The organism is Mameliella sp. MMSF_3455, from assembly GCF_030733205.1.
In the GTDB taxonomy this organism is placed as follows: Bacteria; Pseudomonadota; Alphaproteobacteria; order Rhodobacterales; family Rhodobacteraceae; genus Antarctobacter.
Genome location: NZ_JASHJL010000069.1, coordinates 1 through 17426 on the forward strand (window position 1 = coordinate 1; position 17426 = coordinate 17426).

The window sequence follows — 17426 nt, forward strand, 5'->3', positions numbered from 1 at the left end:
GCCGCCGACCTCCTCCACGCCGGTGCCGAGCTCCGACCCGGCCGCGACGTTGCGCAAGGCGGACGGGATTTCGGCGAGCCTGGCCGACGATCTGCGCGCCACGCGTCAGCACATCCTGCGGGCGCATCTGGCGGCGGATTTCGAGGTGGCTTTCGATGCGATGCTCTACGCGCTCTGCGAGCAGGCTTTGGGGCGGTCCTACAACAACGAGGCGCTCGATATCTCCATCCGGCCCTTCCAGGCGCAAAACCGCGAGGTGCTGCATGCGGACACCGTCGCTCAGAAGATGCTTGAGGCGTTGGAGCAGGACCTCGCCACCGACTGGATGAAGCTGGAGAAACCCGATGACTTCCGGGCGATGTCGGCCCTGCCCATTGCGGACAAGCAGGCGCTTTTCGCCTGGGCGACGGGTCTCGCGGTCAAGCCGCAGCTCTCCTCTGACAATCGCCCCTCCCACATCATTGAGGAGATTGGTGCGCGGCTCGACGTCGATGTGGCGGCCTGCTGGCGCCCGAGTGCCCAGAACTACTGGGGTCGCGTCAACAAGGGGCATGCGGTGGCCACGGCGCGCAAGCTCATCGGCGATGATTACGCCGAGGATCGCAATCGCGAACGCAAGGGCGATCTCGCAGCCGCGATGGAGCGCGCTTTCGCGGAAACGGCCGGCGAGACGGAAGGTTTCGACGCGGCGACGGCAGCAAAGACAACGCGCTGGCTGCCAGACGGGATGGTGTTTGCCGGTGCGGCGGAGGCCGACGCCAAAATGATTGGCGATGCGCCCGAGGCGGAGGAAGGCGACGTGCCTGCCGCAGACGCTCTGGCCGAGGCGGAGAGCAATGAACCATCGTCCTTGCCCGCCTTCCTTAGCGGAGATGCGGCCTGACGAAGCGAACACCGACCTGATCACGACATGAGCTTTGGGCCGCCCTCACATCGAGGGCGGCTCTTTCCGGCTGACGGGTTGCCGACAGCCGATATCGGATCGGCTGGCCCGTCCCGGAGACATCCTATGACCACCAGACTCGACCTCGATCCTGTTCAGGAAGCCGCACGCATCGCCGCGCAGAATGACGCGTTTCGCAATTCCATCCTCGGCAATCCTTCCGTTGCCGATGCCCCGCAGGGACAGTTTGTGATGACATGTGGCGTCGCCGCGCTTGGACCCGACGCACAACTGGAACTCACACGCCGCGTTGCCGCGTTCGACGCCTTCAATGCCGACAGTGACCCGCAGGGATTGCACGAGATGGGGGTCATCGAATTCAATGGCACGAAGGTTTGGTTCAAGATCGACTTGTACGACGTCGATTATCAGTACGGCTCGCCTGAGCCTTCCGACCCGAAACAGACGCGTCGCGTGCTGACCTTGCTTCTCCCGTCGGAATACTGACGCCCTCCACCCCCAATCGCCGCCCCGGGCCGTCCTTGCATAAAGGGCGGTCCTTTCGGGCTGGCGGGTTTCAAGGGGCGCGATGATCGCGTCCGGCCTGCTGCAGGAGACCAGAGATGGCCAAGACACTCGATTACCAGATCACCCTCTATCCCGCGCATCGTGACGGCGCCTTCGTTGTTACCCAGTTCCATATGATGGCGACCTACCCCGAAAAGCGCGTCCAGGCCGCGGGCATGGACGATTTGATCGACAAGGTGACGCAGTTCGCAATGGAGCATGGTGAGAGTTGCAGTGCTTCGGTGCGTTGCCTCGCCCCGCGCAAACCGCCGGGGTTCAAGCGCGCGACCGAGAATCTGTATTTCAACCTGGTTGACCGGACGGCTGAAAACCGCGGCGACGCTGCGGCCTGAAGCCCCCCAAAGGAAACTCCGGGGCGGCCTCGCGTAACGGTCGCCCTCCCCTCTCCCAATTCCAAAGGACAAAAAGACATGACACAAGCGACTGATTTCTACGCACAGATGCTCGAATCCCAGAGACGCGCATCCGAAGAGCGGGGCGAGACTCGCGCTGCCCTTCTCTCCGAGCTGCGTGCCTTCGGCGTGACCAGCATCGAGGTGCAATATGAAGGCTACGGCGATTCCGGCAATGTCGAGGATGTCGTCGTGACACCCGACACGATCACGCTGACAGAAGAGTTGCGACGCCGGGTTGAAGATTTTGGTTGGGATTTCGCCTATGCGCTGAGCCCCGGATTCGAGAACAACGAGGGCGGTTATGGCGAGCTGACCTGGGCGCTCGAGACGGACAAGATCGATGTTAGCCACTCGAACCGCTATATCGAAACCAACACCACCGAACACGAGGGGCTCTGACATGGCACATCCCCTCCACCACGCCGAAAGCTCCGCCCGAAAATTCGGCGGTGTTCCAGATGACTATCAGTTCGTGCATGACTGGTTTGACTCATCCAAAGAGCACCTAGGTCTCTTTGTTCACAGAGCCCAAAAACATCATACAGTCGGGATCTATGATGCCGAACGTCACTTCGGCCGCAGCCTGACCAACAGCGCGGGCCGGGTCGTCCCGATCCGCTGGATCGGTGAGCAGCATGTGCGCGAGGACTGCCAGGGACGGATCCCGTCGCTGGCGGACTGGCTTGTCCGCATTCAGCCGGAACCGTGGATGGCCAATGGCCGGATCGACAACGATCCTACGCAGATTGTTGGCGATCCGCGTGCGGTCTGGATCGAGGCGGTCTCCAATCACCAGACCATTCTCGGTTTTGAGGACTGGCTGCTGAAGGTCTCTGTCGAGCACATCCAGCATCGCCAAAACCGCGCCGCTGCCTGATCCGCCGGCCAGAAAACTCACCAACCACCGGATCCCATCCACTTCGACCCGCCTGCGCCACAACCGGCTTGGCGGGTCGATTGCGTTTCAAGAAAGGATATCGACATGCAAGACCCTGTCTACGAGGAGGCCTACCAAGGCCACGTCATCAAGATCTATCACGACCCCGATTCTGAGAACCCAAGGGAGTGGTCCAACCTCGGAGCGCTGATCTGTTGGCACCGCCGATACCGGCTGGGGGACAGCCACCGGTTCGACTGCCCCGAGGCGTTCCTGCGCGATCTTGCGGGCGTCTCGGATCAGAGCGATCTTTCACTGGATCGCCTCCGCGAGCGCGCCGAGCGCAAGGCAATCATCTTGCCCGTGTACCTCTACGACCATTCCGGCCTCGCGATGAACACCATCGAGTTCCATTGTCCGTGGGATTCCGGCCAAGTTGGCTTTGTATACGTAACGCTCGAAACGGTTCGAAAGGAGTTCGGCGCGAAGCGCGTCACCAAGGCGATGCGCGAAAAGGCCAAGGACATTCTGCGCGCTGAGATCGTCACCTTCGATGCCTACCTCGGCGGACGGGTTTATGGCTATGTCGTCGAGCGTGACGGTGAAGAGATCGACGCCTGTTGGGGGTTCTTCGAGCACTATGATCTGGACTGCCTGTCCGAGGCGCGGGCGGTTGTAGATCCTCTGATTTTGCGAGAGGTACAAAGACCCGCCGCTGCGGAACAGGGCGCAAGCCCACCCCCGAGTTGAAACGCCCGCAATACTCATATATCTTATTCATGCGTATTACGGAGGTGAGCATGGCAAGCACAAGCGTCACACTTGGCCCCCATTGGGACGAATTCATCGCCCTGATGCTTAAAGAGGGGCGTTACGGGTCAACCAGCGAGTTGATCCGCGCCTCTCTGCGCCTGATGGAGGAGCAGGAAGGTCAGCGGGCGCGGCTTCGCGTTGCGCTGATGGAGGGCAAACAATCCGGTGACGCCGGTCCGCTTGACATGGATGAGATCAAGCGCGACGCGCGGAGCCGCTCTGGCGCTTCTGATGCGTGACATTCATCACTCTCAGGCGGCAAAATCCGACCTCGTCGATATCTGGGTCGAGACAGACCGACAGTGGGGCGAGGCGCAGGCGGACCGCTATCTCGATGATATCGATCGCGCCCTGAAGGGTCTCATCGCCAACCCGCAAATGGGGTCTGACTGTTCCGATCTCTTGCAGGGTGCGCGTAAACTGATCACGGGCCGGCACCTCGTGTTCTACGAGGTGGACCCGGACAGGATCTTCGTGATCCGAGTCTTGCATCAGTCCATGGACGTGCCGAGGCATCTGCGGTCGTCCTGATAACGGGCGAATTCGCACCGGGGCTTTGCCATGAAAGAGCGAGAGGCAGGGCAGGAGGGGTGACCCCTCCCGGGTGAGAGAGTGCGCGCGGGGCTTGGGGCCAACCCTAAACCCCGGAGATTGCCGATGAACGCTCACCCCCATTCCGTCCAACTTGCAACCGAGCCCGACGCCCCTGCCCTGCCAGAGGCTCCGGGCTTCGCCCAACACCTGATGCAGGTTGCGAAAGCCCTCGTCCCCCTGTTCGAGGCGGGCAGGTCCATCGACGCCGCCGCCCTTCGCACTGCGATGGAGCAAGCCTTCGGTGCCAGCGACACCAGCGGCTCCTGGATCTGGAAGGATGCTTACGAAGCCGCAGAGGTCGCCCAGATCCTGATGCTTTCGCGCTACGGTGCGCTGATGCAGCGCCAGGTATCCGCGCCGCGGGCATTTCTCACCATGATCGAGCGTCTCGCCGGTCTGGCCCCCTCCCACACGCGGCGCTCTGAAGACAGTGTCCGCCTGCAACAATTCTCGACCCCTCTGCCCCTCGCGGCCATCGTTGCGCAGGCGGCGGGCTTTCGGGACGACGACCTGGTGCTCGAGCCTTCGGCCGGTACCGGCCTGCTGGCGATTTTCGCAAAGATTGCAGGCGCTCGCCTGGCGCTGAATGAGCTTGCCGAGACCCGCCGCGCCCTGCTGGGACATCTGTTCCCCGGTGCAGTCGTCTCGGATCACGATGCCGCCTCGATCGATGACCGGCTGGATCGGTCGATCACGCCCTCGGTCATCGTGATGAACCCACCGTTTTCTGCGGCCAACCATGTCGACGGCCGGTTCCGGCAGGCCACCAGCCAACATGTCCTGTCCGCCCTAGCGCGTCTCGCGCCGGGTGGGCGGCTTGTCGTCATCACCGGCGAGAGCTTCCGCCCCTCGACGAAATCCTTTCAGTCGACGTTTCAGCGGATCGCACAAAGCGCCGATGTGGTATTTTCCGCCGCTATCGACGGCAAGGTCTTTGCGCGGCATGGCACCACGATCGACACACGGCTGACGGTGATCGACAAGCGTGCGACTGGCGCTGATGAGATCGCATCGGTCGAAAGCGAGGCCGTCTACCATCCGATCTGCGCGACCACCGCCGACCTTCTCAACGCAGTGCTCACCCACTGCCCGCAGCGCCACAGCCCCTCGCCCTGCCCCACCAGTACGGCCCTGTCGGCTCCGACCGCTTCGACCCGCACCAACCTGCAGGCCCTGCGCAATGCCGCGCGCAAGGAAACCCGTGCCCTCGCCGAAGAACGCGCAAGGCACCCGTTTGACGATATCACGACGGCCCCGATCGACTACCTGCCGAAGGCTTGGAGCCAACCCGACGGCACGCTGCAGGACACGGTCTACGAGGCCTATGACCTTCAGGCGATCAGGATCGATGGCGCGGCGGAACATCCGACCGCGCTGGTGCAATCCACCGCCATGGCCTCGGTGCCGCCGCCCGTGCCGACCTATCGTCCCATCCTGCCGAAGAACCTCGTTCAGGACGGCCTTCTTTCTGCGCCGCAGCTGGAAAGTGTCATCTATGCGGGCAACGCGCATGAGACGCATCTCAAGGGCTGGTTCAAGCGCGGCGAGATCGAAGGCCAGTTGATGGCGGCGGCCGAGGGCGACGAAGGCGCGTTTCGCCTGCGCAAGGGCTGGTTTCTGGGTGATGGCACGGGATGCGGTAAAGGGCGACAGGTTGCCGGTATCATCCTCGATAATTGGCTCAAAGGGCGCCGACGGGCGGTCTGGGTCTCGAAGAGCGACAAGCTCATCGAAGATGCGCGTCGCGACTGGATAGCGCTCGGGGGACGCGAAAGCGATATCGTGCCGCTCTCGAAGTTCCGCCAGGGCAGCGACATCCGCCTGCCCGAGGGCATCCTCTTCGTCACCTACGCCACGCTGCGCTCGGCTGAACGTGAGGGCAAAGCCTCCCGCCTCGATCAGGTCACGTCCTGGCTCAGCGATGGGTTCGACGGGGTCATTGCTTTTGATGAAAGCCATGCCATGGCGAATGCTGCCGGAGAAAAGTCCGACCGCGGCGACAAGAAGGCGTCCCAGCAGGGCCTCGCTGGCCTCGCGCTGCAGAACGCCGCGCCCGATGCACGGGTTCTCTATGTCTCGGCGACCGGTGCCACAGTCGTCGGCAATCTTGCCTATGCTTCGCGCCTCGGTCTCTGGGGCACCGGCGATTTCCCCTTCGTGACGCGGGCCGAGTTCGTCGCCGCGATGGAGGCCGGGGGCATTGCGGCCATGGAGATGATCTCGCGCGACCTGAAGGCGCTTGGGCTCTATCTGGCGCGGTCCCTCTCCTATGCCGGGGTCGAATACGAGATGCTGGTCCATGAGCTGAGCCCCGCTCAAGTCGCCATATACGACAGCTACGCCGATGCCTACCAGATCATCCACAACAACCTTGAGGCAGCGCTTCAGGCCTCGGGTATTTCTTCTGAGACCGGCACGCTGAACGCCCAAGCGAAATCCGCCGCGCGTTCGGCCTTCGAGAGCAACAAGCAGCGCTTCTTCAACCATCTCATCACCGCCATGAAATGTCCCTCGCTGATCCGCGCCATCGAGGCGGACCTTGCAGCAGGGCACTCGGCCGTGATTCAGGTGGTCTCGACCAGCGAAGCGGTGATGGAACGCCGCCTTGAAGAGATCCCTTCCTCGGACTGGGACGATCTGCAGGTCGATTTCACGCCGAGGGAGAACATCATGGACTACCTGATGCACAGCTTCCCGACGCAGCTTTTTGAGCCTTACACCGACGAGAATGGCGATCTGCGCTCGCGCCCCGCCCTCGATTGCGATGGCAACCCGATCATCTGCCGCGAGGCGGAGCGGCGGCGGGATGATCTTGTCGAGCATCTTGGGGCCCTCGCCCCGGTGCAGGGCGCGCTCGACCAGATCCTCTGGCATTTCGGAGGCGATGCAGTGGCTGAGGTCACGGGGCGCAAGCGGCGCATCGTCAAGACGCGTGAGGGGCGGCTCAAGGTCGAGAACCGCCCCGCCTCCTCCAACCTCGGCGAAACCCAGGCCTTCATGGACGATGCAAAACGCATCCTGATCTTCTCCGATGCGGGTGGCACCGGGCGCAGCTACCACGCCGATCTCGGGGCCAAGAACCAGCGCCTTCGGGTGCATTACCTCCTGGAGCCCGGGTGGAAGGCCGACAATGCGATTCAGGGTCTCGGGAGGACCAACCGCACGAACCAGGCGCAGCCGCCACTCTTTCGCCCCGTCGCCACAGACGTGAAGGGCGAGAAGCGCTTTCTCTCCACCATCGCCCGCCGCCTCGACACGCTGGGTGCCATCACCAAGGGACAGCGCGAGACCGGCGGTCAGAACATGTTCCGTGCCGAGGACAACCTTGAGAGCCCCTACGCACGCGCTGCGCTGCGCCAGTTCTTCTACAAGCTGCGTGCGGGTAAGATCGAGGCCTGCTCCTATGCGAAATTCCAGGAGATGACTGGGCTGACGCTCGATGAAGCGGATGGCACGATGAAAGAGACCCTGCCGCCGATCCAGCAGTTCCTGAATCGTTGCCTCGCGCTCCGCATCGACATGCAGGACGCGATCTTCGAGGCCTTCGGCGGGTTCCTCTCGGCCATCATCGAAGATGCGCGCCAGGCAGGCACGCTCGATGTCGGCCTCGAAACGCTCAAGGCCGAGAAATTCGAAATCGTCGACCGCAAGGTCATCTTCGAGCACGGGGCTACGGGCGCAACGGCAACTGCGCTGACCGTGGAGCGTACCGATCGCAACGATCCGCTCACCCTGCCCCGGATCAAATCGATCTGCGCAAATACGGACGGCGCGACGCTGTGCTGGAACACCTCCTCCAAACGCGCGGCGCTGATGGTGAATGCGCCGGCCTTCATGGACGAGGACGGCGTGCCGATCCTGCGGGTGAAGCTTCTGCGTCCGATGACCACAGAAATCCTCGCGCTGACCGAGTTCTCGAAGTCGCACTGGGAAGAGATCGATGATGCGATATTCGAACAGCTCTGGCAGGCCGAGGTCGAGGCAGTGCCGGAGTTCACCACCTCAAAGATTACGCTCATCTGCGGGCTTCTCCTGCCGATCTGGGATCGGCTTCCCGCTGACAACATGCGCATCTACCGCCTTCAGACCGAGGATGGGGAGCGCGCCATCGGTCGACTGGTCAGCCAGGAGCAGCTTCTCAATGTCTTTGCACGCCTTGGTCTCGATTGCCAGATCGAGATGACGCCGCGGGAAGTGCTCGCCGCCGTGATGGAAGCCAGGACGACGCTGAACCTCCTCGGCGGCTATCAGCTGCGCCGGTCGCTGGTCATGGGGCAGCCGAGGCTTGAGCTGATAGGTGCTTCAGGCGCGGCCCTGCCCGGACTGAAGGCAATGGGCTGTTTCACGGAAGTGATCCAGTGGAAGACGCGGGTGTTCATTCCGGTCGACGGCATCGAGGTGCTGACACGGGTCCTTGCCGAGCATCCAGTTGGCGCCGGCACATCGGAGGCCGCCGCATGAGCGCGCGCCACAGTATCGCGGACCTCTCGGCCGATCTGGCAGACCATGCCGAGAGTTTCTGCCGCCAGTATTTCCCCGAGGGGCGCAAGCTGGGTAATTATTGGCAGGTCGGCGACACGTCCGGTGCAAAGGGCCAGAGCCTCGCCATCCGTCTGCAGGCGCAGGTTGGTCGTAAAGCCGGGTCCTGGCAAGATTTCGCGACGGGTGAATATGGCGACCTGATCGACCTGCTGCATGAACGGCTTGGGTCTGTCACGCTCAAGGAGACCCTGAGGGAGGCTCGATCCTTCCTCGGCGAAGCCCCCTGCCCTGCCGTACCTCGAGACACCCAAAGGGCTGAGCGCCCGGATGCAGCCTCCAGCAAACGCATCGCGCGGGCGCGCAAACTTTTCGCTGCTGGCAAGCCGGTGTTTGGCACCTTGGCCGCCACCTATCTGCAGGGGCGCGGGATCACACGGCTCGGCCCGGCCCTGCGCTATCACGCGCGTGTCTTCCTGCGGCAGGGCGAGGACGACCCCGATCTGCTGGAACGGGCCCCTGCCCTACTGGCAAAGATCACCGACAATCGCGGCCAGATCACCGGATGCGCAAGGGTTTTTCTCGACCCGTCCACCGGCGGTTTGGCCGAGATCGAGAGCCCGAAGCGGATCCTCGGACAGCTGCACGGCCATGCCATCCGCTTCTGGTCCGGCAAGGCGCGCAGCGATCTCATCGTCGGTGAAGGTCTCGAGAACACCCTCTCGGTCGGCACGGCTCTCCCCGAGTTCGATCTCGCCTCCTGTCTCACTGCCACCCATCTCGGCCTCTTCATCCCGCCGCCGAGGATCAAGCGTATCTGGATCGCGCGGGACAATGACGAAGCTGGACGCGACGCATCAATAAGATTGCTTAACCAACTGGAATCGCTTGGAATTACCTGTGGTGATCTCGTACCAAACATGGGCGATTTCAACGACGATCTGCGGGCATTTGGCAAAGATGCGCTGCGCCGTTCTCTGCTAAAGGCCATGAAAGCACAAGGTCTGGAGATCGAGGACGGGTGACCGCCAACCTCCCCGGGGATGCCTGACCGGGCAAAGGTTTCGCCGGTTCTATCTGATCCCGTTTGGACAAGGGGAGCGATGGACCGGCGGGTCGGAGCAGAGTGCTCCTCGCCCGGGCAGCAATGCGCCCGCTACCCGGAAAATTCCCCTGCCCCACCACATGACCGTGGCGGGCCATTCCTCGCGGGAACAATTTTCCGGTCCGGGTCACATTCTCCGCTGCGCTCCGATCCTGACGGATGCGGCCCGGTCGCCGCCGGTCCTGTTATCGCCCCATCCAAATCGGGTCAGATCAAACAGAGGAACCAGACAATGCCCCATCAGACAGACATCCAAGAGGAAACCGGCGTGACCTCCGCCATCCTCGACCACCTCGCACTTCACGTCGCAACGCCCGGGCCCGGCGAGACCGATCATCGCCCCCTGCCCCAGCCCGACGAGGTCGAACTCGCCATGGCGACGCTCTTTGACACCACCATCGGCCTCCTCACCGGAAGCCAGTTGGAAGACAATCTCGAAGAGATGCTCTGGTCCCTGACCTCGATCTTCCATCGCCGGCTCACCCATATCCAGAAGCTCCTCGATGACAACGAATTCGAGGTCCGGGAAAGTCTGGCCATCCAGGACGGCTCCGAGGTCGCCTCGGTCGAACTCGAGCGCCTCCAGATGATCGGGCTGAAGCTCTGGGACCATCGCGACGCTTTCGAGCAGATGCGCGATCTGGCCGTGGACCACTTCTCGGCCGCCACCGGTTCACCCTGGCTGCCCCGCACCGGATCCAAGGTCTCGCATCGCGGTCTCACCTCCGCCGTGGTGGACAGCCGGGCCTATCTCTCGGCCAAGCGGCGCAAGGAGACCGAGGTTCACTGCCCCGAAGGCACGCGGATCGCCTTCTCGGGCGGGGACTATCACGCCTACGACCTGATCTGGTCCGTCCTCGATGCCACCCATGCGAAATACCCAGACATGATTCTTTTACACGGCGGCACACCAAAAGGTGCCGAGATGATCGCTGCCCGCTGGGCAGATACCCGTGGTGTCACGCAGGTGGCGTTCAAACCCGACTGGAAGAGCCATGGCAAGGCTGCCCCCTTCAAGCGCAACGACAAGATGCTCGAGACCATGCCCCAGGGTCTGATCGCCACGCCCGGTTCGGGCATCACCGAGAATATCGTCGACAAGGCCCGCAAACTCGGCATCCGCATCAAGAGGATCGGGGCTTAGGCCCCGGTTCACGCACCGCGCAGGAGATCCCGCACGACCACAGCCTCGGAGTAATGGAACGCTACCCTTGTGGTGGACTTGGTGCACGACGCAATATCTAGAAAGTGCTTGCACGAATCTGGCTGGTCGGGCAATAGTCTCGAAAAATAACGCGCGGTCACATAAAAAACGCGCCCACGGATCGGGGCAGACATGAGCGAAGCAGAACAGGATCTTGATATCGCCATCGGGCACTACGCGGAACTTCTCGCGTCGAACCTGCATGCTCAGCGCGCTGCGCACTTCCCACCAGATGCAAAGAAGGTGATGCGCACTTTGACCAGCGGCGAAGCTGCTGAGCTCCTTGGCGTCGACCATACCTATCTTCGGAAGCTTCATCGAGAAGGAAAGATCGTTGACGTCGAGACGACGGCGGGAAGTCATCGCCGCTATACGCTCGACGATATCTGGGAAATCCGGCAGACGCTTGAAGGAAATGCAAAAAAGTCTGGAACTTACGTGCCTGGGCGTCGCGACGGTGACGAGCTTCAAGTCATATCAGTGGTGAACTTCAAGGGCGGCTCCGGCAAAACGACGACGTCTGCTCACCTCGCTCAGCGCTTGGCGCTAAAGGGGTACAGGGTTCTTGCGATCGATCTCGACCCCCAAGCATCTCTTTCGGCTCTTCATGGAATCCAGCCAGAACTCGACCTTATGGAGGGCGGAACCCTCTATGATGCCGTTCGCTACGACGATCCGGTTCCGATCGCCGAAGTGATCCGCAAGACTTACATCCGCGGCCTTGATCTTATCCCGGGCAACCTTGAACTCATGGAGTTCGAGCACGAGACGCCTGCTGCTATCCAGCGAGGCGGAGCGAAGGCGTTCTTCGCGAGAGTTCATGACGCACTCGATAGTGTTGAAGCAAACTACGACGTTGTTGTGATCGACTGCCCGCCGCAGCTTGGTTTCTTGACGATGTCAGCACTTTCTGCGTCCTCGGGTGTCCTCGTGACGGTTCACCCGCAGATGCTTGACCTCATGTCGATGTCTCAATTCCTGCGAATGACTGCGGATCTCCTGGGAGTGATCAGGGATGCAGGCGCAAATCTGCGCTTCGATTGGCTGCGCTTCTTGCCAACGCGATACAAAGTCGGCGACGCGCCACAAACCGAAGTCATCGCCTTCATTCGCGGGCTGTTTGGGAGGTCGGTCCTGACCAATCACATGGTTGAATCGACCGCAATATCTGATGCCGGCTTGACCAAGCAAACGCTCTACGAAGCTGACAAAAAGGACTTCACGCGTCAGACGTTTGATCGTGCGATCGAATCCATGAACGCAGTGAACGATGAGATCGCTGAAATCATCCAGAACACATGGGGTCGGAATGGCAAGAAAGCCTAAACTTGGCCTGCCGCTGCAGACCCTTCGCAACGCTCCTGACGCTCTTGAAGGGCGCCGACTGCGTGGCGGTGTATTTGAGATCGATCCGGCGCAGATCCTTACCGAAGGACGGTTGGATGACAGGCTTCAGATTGAAGTTGAGGGCCTGAAGAACTCTATTTCCAAGAACGGTCAGCGTGTGCCCGTCTTGGTGCGCCCACTGGAAGGCGATCGCTACAACCTGATCTATGGCCGCAGACGCTTGGAAGCATGTCGCGAACTCGGTATCAAAGTTCGAGCCATCGTCACAGAGGTTGAGAGTGATCAAGCGCTTCGAGATCAGCTTCTCGAGAACCAAGAGCGTCGTGATCTGAGCTTTATTGAGCGTGCGCTCGTTGCGACGGCACTTCTGGACGGTGATCATTTGGAAGGGGCTGAGCGCACCAATCGAGGTGTCGCCGAAGTCCTTAACCTCCACGAAGCCGGGGTTTCACAACTCTTGAGTGTCGTTCGGACGGTCGGCGAGGAACTCATCCAGGCAATTGGTGCGGCTCCCGGGATTGGTCGCCCGAGATGGGAAGAGCTCAAAAAGGCTTTGGGTGCCTACGACGGTGATCGAGACCAACTGCAAGCCGTAGCTCATGCAGCCAAGTCCGAAAGTTCCGGCTCGGTCGATGAGGTTTCTGAGCGTGCGTTTCTCGCAGTTCTGGCAGCCGCGAAGAGCGCAGAGAAGAAAGCAAGCCCGTCTAGAAAAGGCGTGCCTGCTTTGGCGATCCCCGGTGTCGGAGCTGCGACGGTCAAGACCAGCCGCCAAGGCAAGCAGCTTAAACTCGATCTGACTACGGATGAACCTGATTTTATCAGCTGGTTGGAGGGCAATGCCCCAAAGCTGATTACCGAGCTTCATGAGCGCTGGAAGCGTTCAGAAGACTGAGGAAGAGCAACCAACAAGAAGGAGGCACGATACAGGCAAAAAGAAAAAGGCCCCGAGAAGCTAGCTTCACGAGACCTTTGTAAGGTTTCGCACCGGGATCAGCCCGCTACAAAATCTCAGTTTTCGCACTTCTGAATGTAGCGTTCTGGCCCCTACCCCGCAAGCGCAAAGCGATTCGCGGGCCCTAGAATTTTTGTCTTCGTGAACATTTTCATGGAGTACACACCAATTTCGCCGTTTATGCGGCCGATTTCGCACGCTCATTTGCGCGTCATCGAGCGACCCGAGGCATCTGTTCCGGCCAGACCCGTTAACAAGTGGGAACTCCTGCGCGAGCTCTCCAAGGCGCAAGCGGCCTTTGGGGTCTCGGAACGTGATCTGACTGTTTTGCAGGGGCTCCTCAGCTTCTTTCCGGACGATGCGCTTGGCGGGAACGCCGAGATGGTCGTCTTCCCCTCGAACAAGGCGATCTGCGAGCGCCTGAATGGCATGCCGTGCTCAACGATGCGTCGTCACCTCGCGCGTCTCGTCGAGGCTGGCTTGCTCCAGCGGCGCGATAGCCCCAATGGGAAGCGCTACGTCCGCAAGCACGGCGAAGACCGCGTCGCCTTTGGCTTCGATCTTTCCCCGCTCTACTGCCAGTCCGAGGAGATAGCACGGGCCGCAGAGGCCGTACGTGAGGCTGAGGAGCGCGTCAGGCGCCTGAGAGAGGTCGTAAGCCTCATGCGACGCGATCTCGCGGCCCTCGCCGAGTTCGGAGACGAGATGCAGCCAGGCCTAGGCTTCTGGGATCAGCTTCGCGACAAGGCTGCCCTCACAGCCCGCGCGCTTCGCCGCAAGCTTTCAATTGAGGACCTCGCGGCCTATCGAGCCGATCTTGAAGCTCTCCTTGACCAGGCACGCAACATCATTGATGGCCCTGAAACAGAAGAAATGAACACCAATGATGCCCAATCTGAGCGTCACCATCATAATTCAAATAAAGAATCTATAGATTTTGAGCCGGCTTTAGAAAAAAGCGGGGCGGCGGCGGGTGTGCCAGATGTGGATACGAATGAGCCGGTGGCTGACGTTGATGAACAGGACACAAGACATCTGCCAAAGATCCCGCTTCACCTAGTGATAGCGGCATGTCCCTCGCTGAAGACCTTCTACCAAGGTGAGATCCGGCATTGGCATCAGCTTTTCGATGCGGCGGGCCATGTGCGGCCAGCCATGGGGATCAGTGCGTCTGCATGGGAAGAAGCACAGCGGTTCATGGGTCCGGAGCAAGCGTCGATCGTCGTTGCTGCGATGCTGGAACGCTTCGCCGACATAAGATCGCCTGGTGGATACTTGCGAGCTCTGACTGCCAAAGCTGCGGCCGGCGAGTTCTCCTGTGGGCCGATGGTCATGGCATTGATTGGGCGACGATCTGCAGCTTAACAGCTGTTAAGGTTGAGAGACTGCGTACTTTTCCGCCACCTCGGGACTGTCGACTTAACAGCTGTTAAAGTCCTGCCTCGCGAGCGTCAGAATATGAGAGGGAAAGGGTTGTTGGTTTGAGGGTGACGGGAAGTGAGATCGGAAGAGTGGCTTCCGGCGCCCGTCGTGGAGGAGATCTGATGGCGAAACCTGCCCAGAAAGTCACCCAGTCCCCGTTCCGGGACATTCCCTTCGACAAGCTCGTGCTGAGCCAGTCCAACGTCCGGCGCATCAAGGCCGGCATCTCGGTCGAGGAACTGGCCGAAGACATCGCCCGCCGCGGGTTGCTGCAAAGCCTGTGCGTCCGGCCCGTTCTGGCGGATGATGGGTCCGAGACAGGCAAGTTCAAAATACCCGCTGGCGGTAGGCGCTTCCAGGCCCTGTCACTCTTGGTGAAGCAGAAGCGCCTGGCCAAGACGACGCCCATTCCCTGCTTCGTGCGGGATGCGAAGTCCACGATCCTCGCCGAAGACGACTCGCTCGCCGAGAACATGAAGCGCGCTGTCCTGCATCCACTCGATCAGTTCCGCGCCTTCGTGGCGCTGCAGGAGAAGGGTCAGGGCGACGAAGAGATCGCAACCGCCTTCTTCGTCAGGCCGCAGGTGATCAAACAGCGCTTGAAACTCGCCGTCGTGGCCCCTGCCCTGCTCGAGCTTTATGCCGAGGATGAAATGACGCTGGAGCAGCTGATGGCCTTGACGGTTAACCCGGATCATGAGCGCCAGGTTCAGGTCTGGGAGGCGATCCGCTCGTCCTGGAACAAGGAGCCCTATCAGATCCGGCGGATGCTGACGGAAACCTCGGTGCGGGCATCCGATCGTCGTGCTGTCTTTGTCGGCATCGATGCCTATGAGTCTGCTGGCGGCACCATGTTGCACGACCTCTTCCAGGGCGATGACGGCGGCTGGCTGGAAGACCCCGCCCTGTTCGATCGTCTGGTCAGCGAGAAGCTTCAGGCTGAAGCCGAAGCCATTGCGACCGAAGGTTGGAAATGGATCGAGGTCTCGCTCGACCTGCCCTATGGCTACAGCCACGGTTTGCGGCGGCTGAGCGGAGACCCGGCACCGATGACGGATGACGAAGGCGCGGCCCATGCCAAGCTTCTTGCCGAATACCGGGCGCTCGAAGAGGAATACGAGGGCCAGGATGAATTCCCCGAGGAAGTCGACGCGCGACTTGGCGAGTTGGAAATTGCGATGGAGAAGCTCGAGACTCGGCCGTTGATCTTCGACGATGAAGAGATCGCGCGGGCAGGGGCTTTTGTGACGCTTTATCGCATGGCGAGCTTGTCGTTAATCGCGGCTTTGTCCGGCCCGAGGATGAGCCTCGGGAATACGCTGATGTCTTCAGCTGTGAACCGACAGCAGGGCGCTGAGCTTTCAACGGGGAGTTACGCGGATGGTATCGGCCACGGTACGGAAATCACTTCTGCTGGTCAAGCGCTTGGCGCGAACGCACGCGACGACGAGGACGATGGTGCGTTGAAGCCCTTGCCTGAGCCCGTTCCCGACACCGAGCAGGCTGAAGATGCAGATCTTCTTGACTTCATCAGCTCAGACCGGCCAAGGATTAATGACAGGATGACAGTTCGCAAGATTACAATCCAGCGGCTTTCGTCAGGTTCACGCGGAAGCGGTCGCGGCGGCGTTGGTAGCGGCGGGTCATCTGTGCCGAAGCGTGGCCAAGGTGCTTCTGCACATACCGCTCGTCCACCTCGGCCGAACTGGCGAGACCTGCGCGCAGAGAATGGCCAGAGAACAGTGCCAGGCGTTCCTTTTCGGGCAGTTCGGATCGGATGCCGGCGTCCAGGACCGTTCGCTTGATCAGCCGCGCGACATGCTTGTCGTTCAGCCTTGTCTCCAGGGCCTTCTTTCCACCCCGAGTGGTGCCGACAAAGACCGGCCCGAAGTCGATCCTGGCGAAGTGCAACCACTGCTCGAGCGCATGCACAGGGCAGCTGGAGTTAGACGATCCCAGACCGATCTCGACCTCGCGCCAGCCGGTCTTGGCGTTGAGCGTCAGCACGGCGCCGTCGTCGAGGATCTCGATCCAGCCGCCTGAATCGGGCGTGTCGTCCTTTCCGACATCCAGGCTGACGATCTCGGAGCGGCGGAGCCCGCCGGCGTACCCGAGGAGCAGGATGGCGCGGTCCCTGAGCCCGCGCAGGTCGTAGGGCAGGGTGGCGACCATCGCGAGGATGTCCTCGGCCAGGATCGCTTCCTTCTGCACCGGCGGACGGGCGTGTTTGCGTTTGATCCCGGCCAGCACTGTTGCGATGTGGCGGTTCTTACGATCGAGGACAAAGCCGCGTTGCGCATAGTTCCAGGCAAGGCCGGAGAGGCGACGTTCGATGGTACTGACCGATAGGGCAGGGGAGGGGCCCGCTCCGGACGCCAGGTCTGCGAGATAAAGCCCGATCATTTCAGGCGACGGGGGCAGAGGCTCCGCGCCCTTCATCCGACACCACCGCGCGAAATGCGCCCAATCCTTGGCATAGGCTTTCAGCGTATTGTCAGAAGCTGCGGCGCGCGCATAATCTCGGGCGGCGTCGACCAGGCGATCAAGGCTGCCGGATCCCGCGACGTGGGCGGGTAGGGAGATGTCGTCGCTTTTTTCTTGATCGCTGTCGCCGTTCTGAGCGATACAAAACGCACCAGAGTTTGATGATGTCGACTTCTCGTCCTCTGAGGGCATTTTCCAGTGAATCCTGTCGGTCTGCCGGAATTTCTGAGACTGCGTTCCATTTGTTTTCAATGACTTGCCTGTGTCGCATTTCTGAAACCGA

Annotated in this window: 14 protein-coding genes and 2 pseudogenes; 15 read left to right on the top strand and 1 reads right to left on the bottom strand. The window is 61.2% G+C overall.

What is annotated here, in order from left to right; translation table 11 throughout:
• The 15 genes and pseudogenes from RBB42_RS26740 to RBB42_RS28200 form a co-directional block, all read left to right on the top strand.
• Nucleotides 1-883 (top strand): annotated as a pseudogene (locus RBB42_RS26740) (ParB/RepB/Spo0J family partition protein); the annotation flags it as partial.
• Nucleotides 884-1009: 126 nt separating this feature from the next.
• Nucleotides 1010-1390 carry a DUF3768 domain-containing protein gene (locus tag RBB42_RS26745; protein WP_009827032.1) on the top strand — a complete coding sequence of 127 codons (381 nt, stop codon included), beginning with the start codon at nt 1010-1012 and terminating at the stop codon, nt 1388-1390.
• 116 nt (nt 1391-1506) lie between these two features.
• On the top strand, nt 1507-1803 hold the full coding sequence (locus RBB42_RS26750) for a hypothetical protein (RefSeq protein ID WP_009827033.1): 297 nt from the start codon (nt 1507-1509) through the stop codon (nt 1801-1803).
• A 78-nt stretch (nt 1804-1881) separates the two neighbouring features.
• Nucleotides 1882-2265 (top strand): DUF6878 family protein, encoded by a 384-nt coding sequence (locus RBB42_RS26755; protein WP_009827034.1) that lies wholly within the window; start codon nt 1882-1884, stop codon nt 2263-2265.
• Nucleotide 2266: 1 nt separating this feature from the next.
• Nucleotides 2267-2743 (top strand): DUF6915 family protein, encoded by a 477-nt coding sequence (locus RBB42_RS26760; RefSeq protein ID WP_009827035.1) that lies wholly within the window; start codon nt 2267-2269, stop codon nt 2741-2743.
• A 105-nt stretch (nt 2744-2848) separates the two neighbouring features.
• A complete protein-coding gene (locus RBB42_RS26765) occupies nt 2849-3493 on the top strand; it encodes a hypothetical protein (protein WP_009827036.1) in 645 nt (214 codons plus the stop codon).
• 50 nt (nt 3494-3543) lie between these two features.
• Entirely contained in the window at nt 3544-3795 is a 252-nt protein-coding gene (locus tag RBB42_RS26770) for a type II toxin-antitoxin system ParD family antitoxin (RefSeq protein ID WP_009827037.1), read from the top strand.
• Nucleotides 3788-4087, top strand: coding sequence for a type II toxin-antitoxin system RelE/ParE family toxin (locus tag RBB42_RS26775; protein ID WP_009827038.1), 300 nt, complete (start codon nt 3788-3790; stop codon nt 4085-4087). Before RBB42_RS26770 ends, RBB42_RS26775 begins: the two co-directional genes overlap by 8 nt.
• 126 nt (nt 4088-4213) lie before the next feature.
• A complete protein-coding gene (locus RBB42_RS26780) occupies nt 4214-8611 on the top strand; it encodes a strawberry notch-like NTP hydrolase domain-containing protein (RefSeq protein WP_306043934.1) in 4398 nt (1465 codons plus the stop codon).
• Nucleotides 8608-9654 carry a DUF7146 domain-containing protein gene (locus tag RBB42_RS26785; protein ID WP_009827040.1) on the top strand — a complete coding sequence of 349 codons (1047 nt, stop codon included), beginning with the start codon at nt 8608-8610 and terminating at the stop codon, nt 9652-9654. The genes RBB42_RS26780 and RBB42_RS26785 overlap by 4 nt, the downstream gene beginning before the upstream one ends.
• Before the next feature lie 312 nt (nt 9655-9966).
• Nucleotides 9967-10878 carry a DUF2493 domain-containing protein gene (locus tag RBB42_RS26790; RefSeq protein WP_009827041.1) on the top strand — a complete coding sequence of 304 codons (912 nt, stop codon included), beginning with the start codon at nt 9967-9969 and terminating at the stop codon, nt 10876-10878.
• A 192-nt stretch (nt 10879-11070) separates the two neighbouring features.
• Nucleotides 11071-12264 carry a plasmid partitioning protein RepA gene (gene repA / locus RBB42_RS26795; RefSeq protein ID WP_009827042.1) on the top strand — a complete coding sequence of 398 codons (1194 nt, stop codon included), beginning with the start codon at nt 11071-11073 and terminating at the stop codon, nt 12262-12264.
• Entirely contained in the window at nt 12248-13177 is a 930-nt protein-coding gene (repB, locus tag RBB42_RS26800; protein WP_100161449.1) for a plasmid partitioning protein RepB, read from the top strand. Before repA ends, repB begins: the two co-directional genes overlap by 17 nt.
• A 213-nt stretch (nt 13178-13390) precedes the next feature.
• Nucleotides 13391-14602, top strand: a complete 1212-nt coding sequence (gene repC / locus RBB42_RS26805) for a plasmid replication protein RepC (RefSeq protein ID WP_037954835.1) — start codon at nt 13391-13393, stop codon at nt 14600-14602.
• 179 nt (nt 14603-14781) lie between these two features.
• Nucleotides 14782-16140, top strand: a pseudogene (locus RBB42_RS28200) (ParB/RepB/Spo0J family partition protein); the annotation flags it as partial.
• 97 nt (nt 16141-16237) lie between these two features.
• Here the strand turns inward: RBB42_RS28200 and RBB42_RS26815 are convergent.
• Nucleotides 16238-17335 carry a tyrosine-type recombinase/integrase gene (locus tag RBB42_RS26815; RefSeq protein ID WP_084353840.1) on the bottom strand — a complete coding sequence of 366 codons (1098 nt, stop codon included), beginning with the start codon at nt 17333-17335 and terminating at the stop codon, nt 16238-16240.
• Nucleotides 17336-17426: the final 91 nt, after the last annotated feature.

Excerpts from the sequence above, each read along its gene's own strand:
- RBB42_RS26750 (WP_009827033.1), top strand. The coding sequence starts at position 1,507 with ATGGCCAAGACACTCGATTACCAGATCACCCTCTATCCCGCGCATCGT.
- RBB42_RS26770 (WP_009827037.1), top strand. The coding sequence starts at position 3,544 with ATGGCAAGCACAAGCGTCACACTTGGCCCCCATTGGGACGAATTCATC.
- RBB42_RS26775 (WP_009827038.1), top strand. The coding sequence starts at position 3,788 with ATGCGTGACATTCATCACTCTCAGGCGGCAAAATCCGACCTCGTCGAT.
- RBB42_RS26815 (WP_084353840.1), bottom strand. The coding sequence starts at position 17,335 with ATGCCCTCAGAGGACGAGAAGTCGACATCATCAAACTCTGGTGCGTTT.
- RBB42_RS26790 (WP_009827041.1), top strand. The coding sequence starts at position 9,967 with ATGCCCCATCAGACAGACATCCAAGAGGAAACCGGCGTGACCTCCGCC.
- repB (WP_100161449.1), top strand. The coding sequence starts at position 12,248 with ATGGCAAGAAAGCCTAAACTTGGCCTGCCGCTGCAGACCCTTCGCAAC.
- RBB42_RS26780 (WP_306043934.1), top strand. The coding sequence starts at position 4,214 with ATGAACGCTCACCCCCATTCCGTCCAACTTGCAACCGAGCCCGACGCC.
- RBB42_RS26760 (WP_009827035.1), top strand. The coding sequence starts at position 2,267 with ATGGCACATCCCCTCCACCACGCCGAAAGCTCCGCCCGAAAATTCGGC.
- RBB42_RS26745 (WP_009827032.1), top strand. The coding sequence starts at position 1,010 with ATGACCACCAGACTCGACCTCGATCCTGTTCAGGAAGCCGCACGCATC.
- repA (WP_009827042.1), top strand. The coding sequence starts at position 11,071 with ATGAGCGAAGCAGAACAGGATCTTGATATCGCCATCGGGCACTACGCG.
- RBB42_RS26755 (WP_009827034.1), top strand. The coding sequence starts at position 1,882 with ATGACACAAGCGACTGATTTCTACGCACAGATGCTCGAATCCCAGAGA.
- RBB42_RS26785 (WP_009827040.1), top strand. The coding sequence starts at position 8,608 with ATGAGCGCGCGCCACAGTATCGCGGACCTCTCGGCCGATCTGGCAGAC.
- RBB42_RS26765 (WP_009827036.1), top strand. The coding sequence starts at position 2,849 with ATGCAAGACCCTGTCTACGAGGAGGCCTACCAAGGCCACGTCATCAAG.
- repC (WP_037954835.1), top strand. The coding sequence starts at position 13,391 with ATGGAGTACACACCAATTTCGCCGTTTATGCGGCCGATTTCGCACGCT.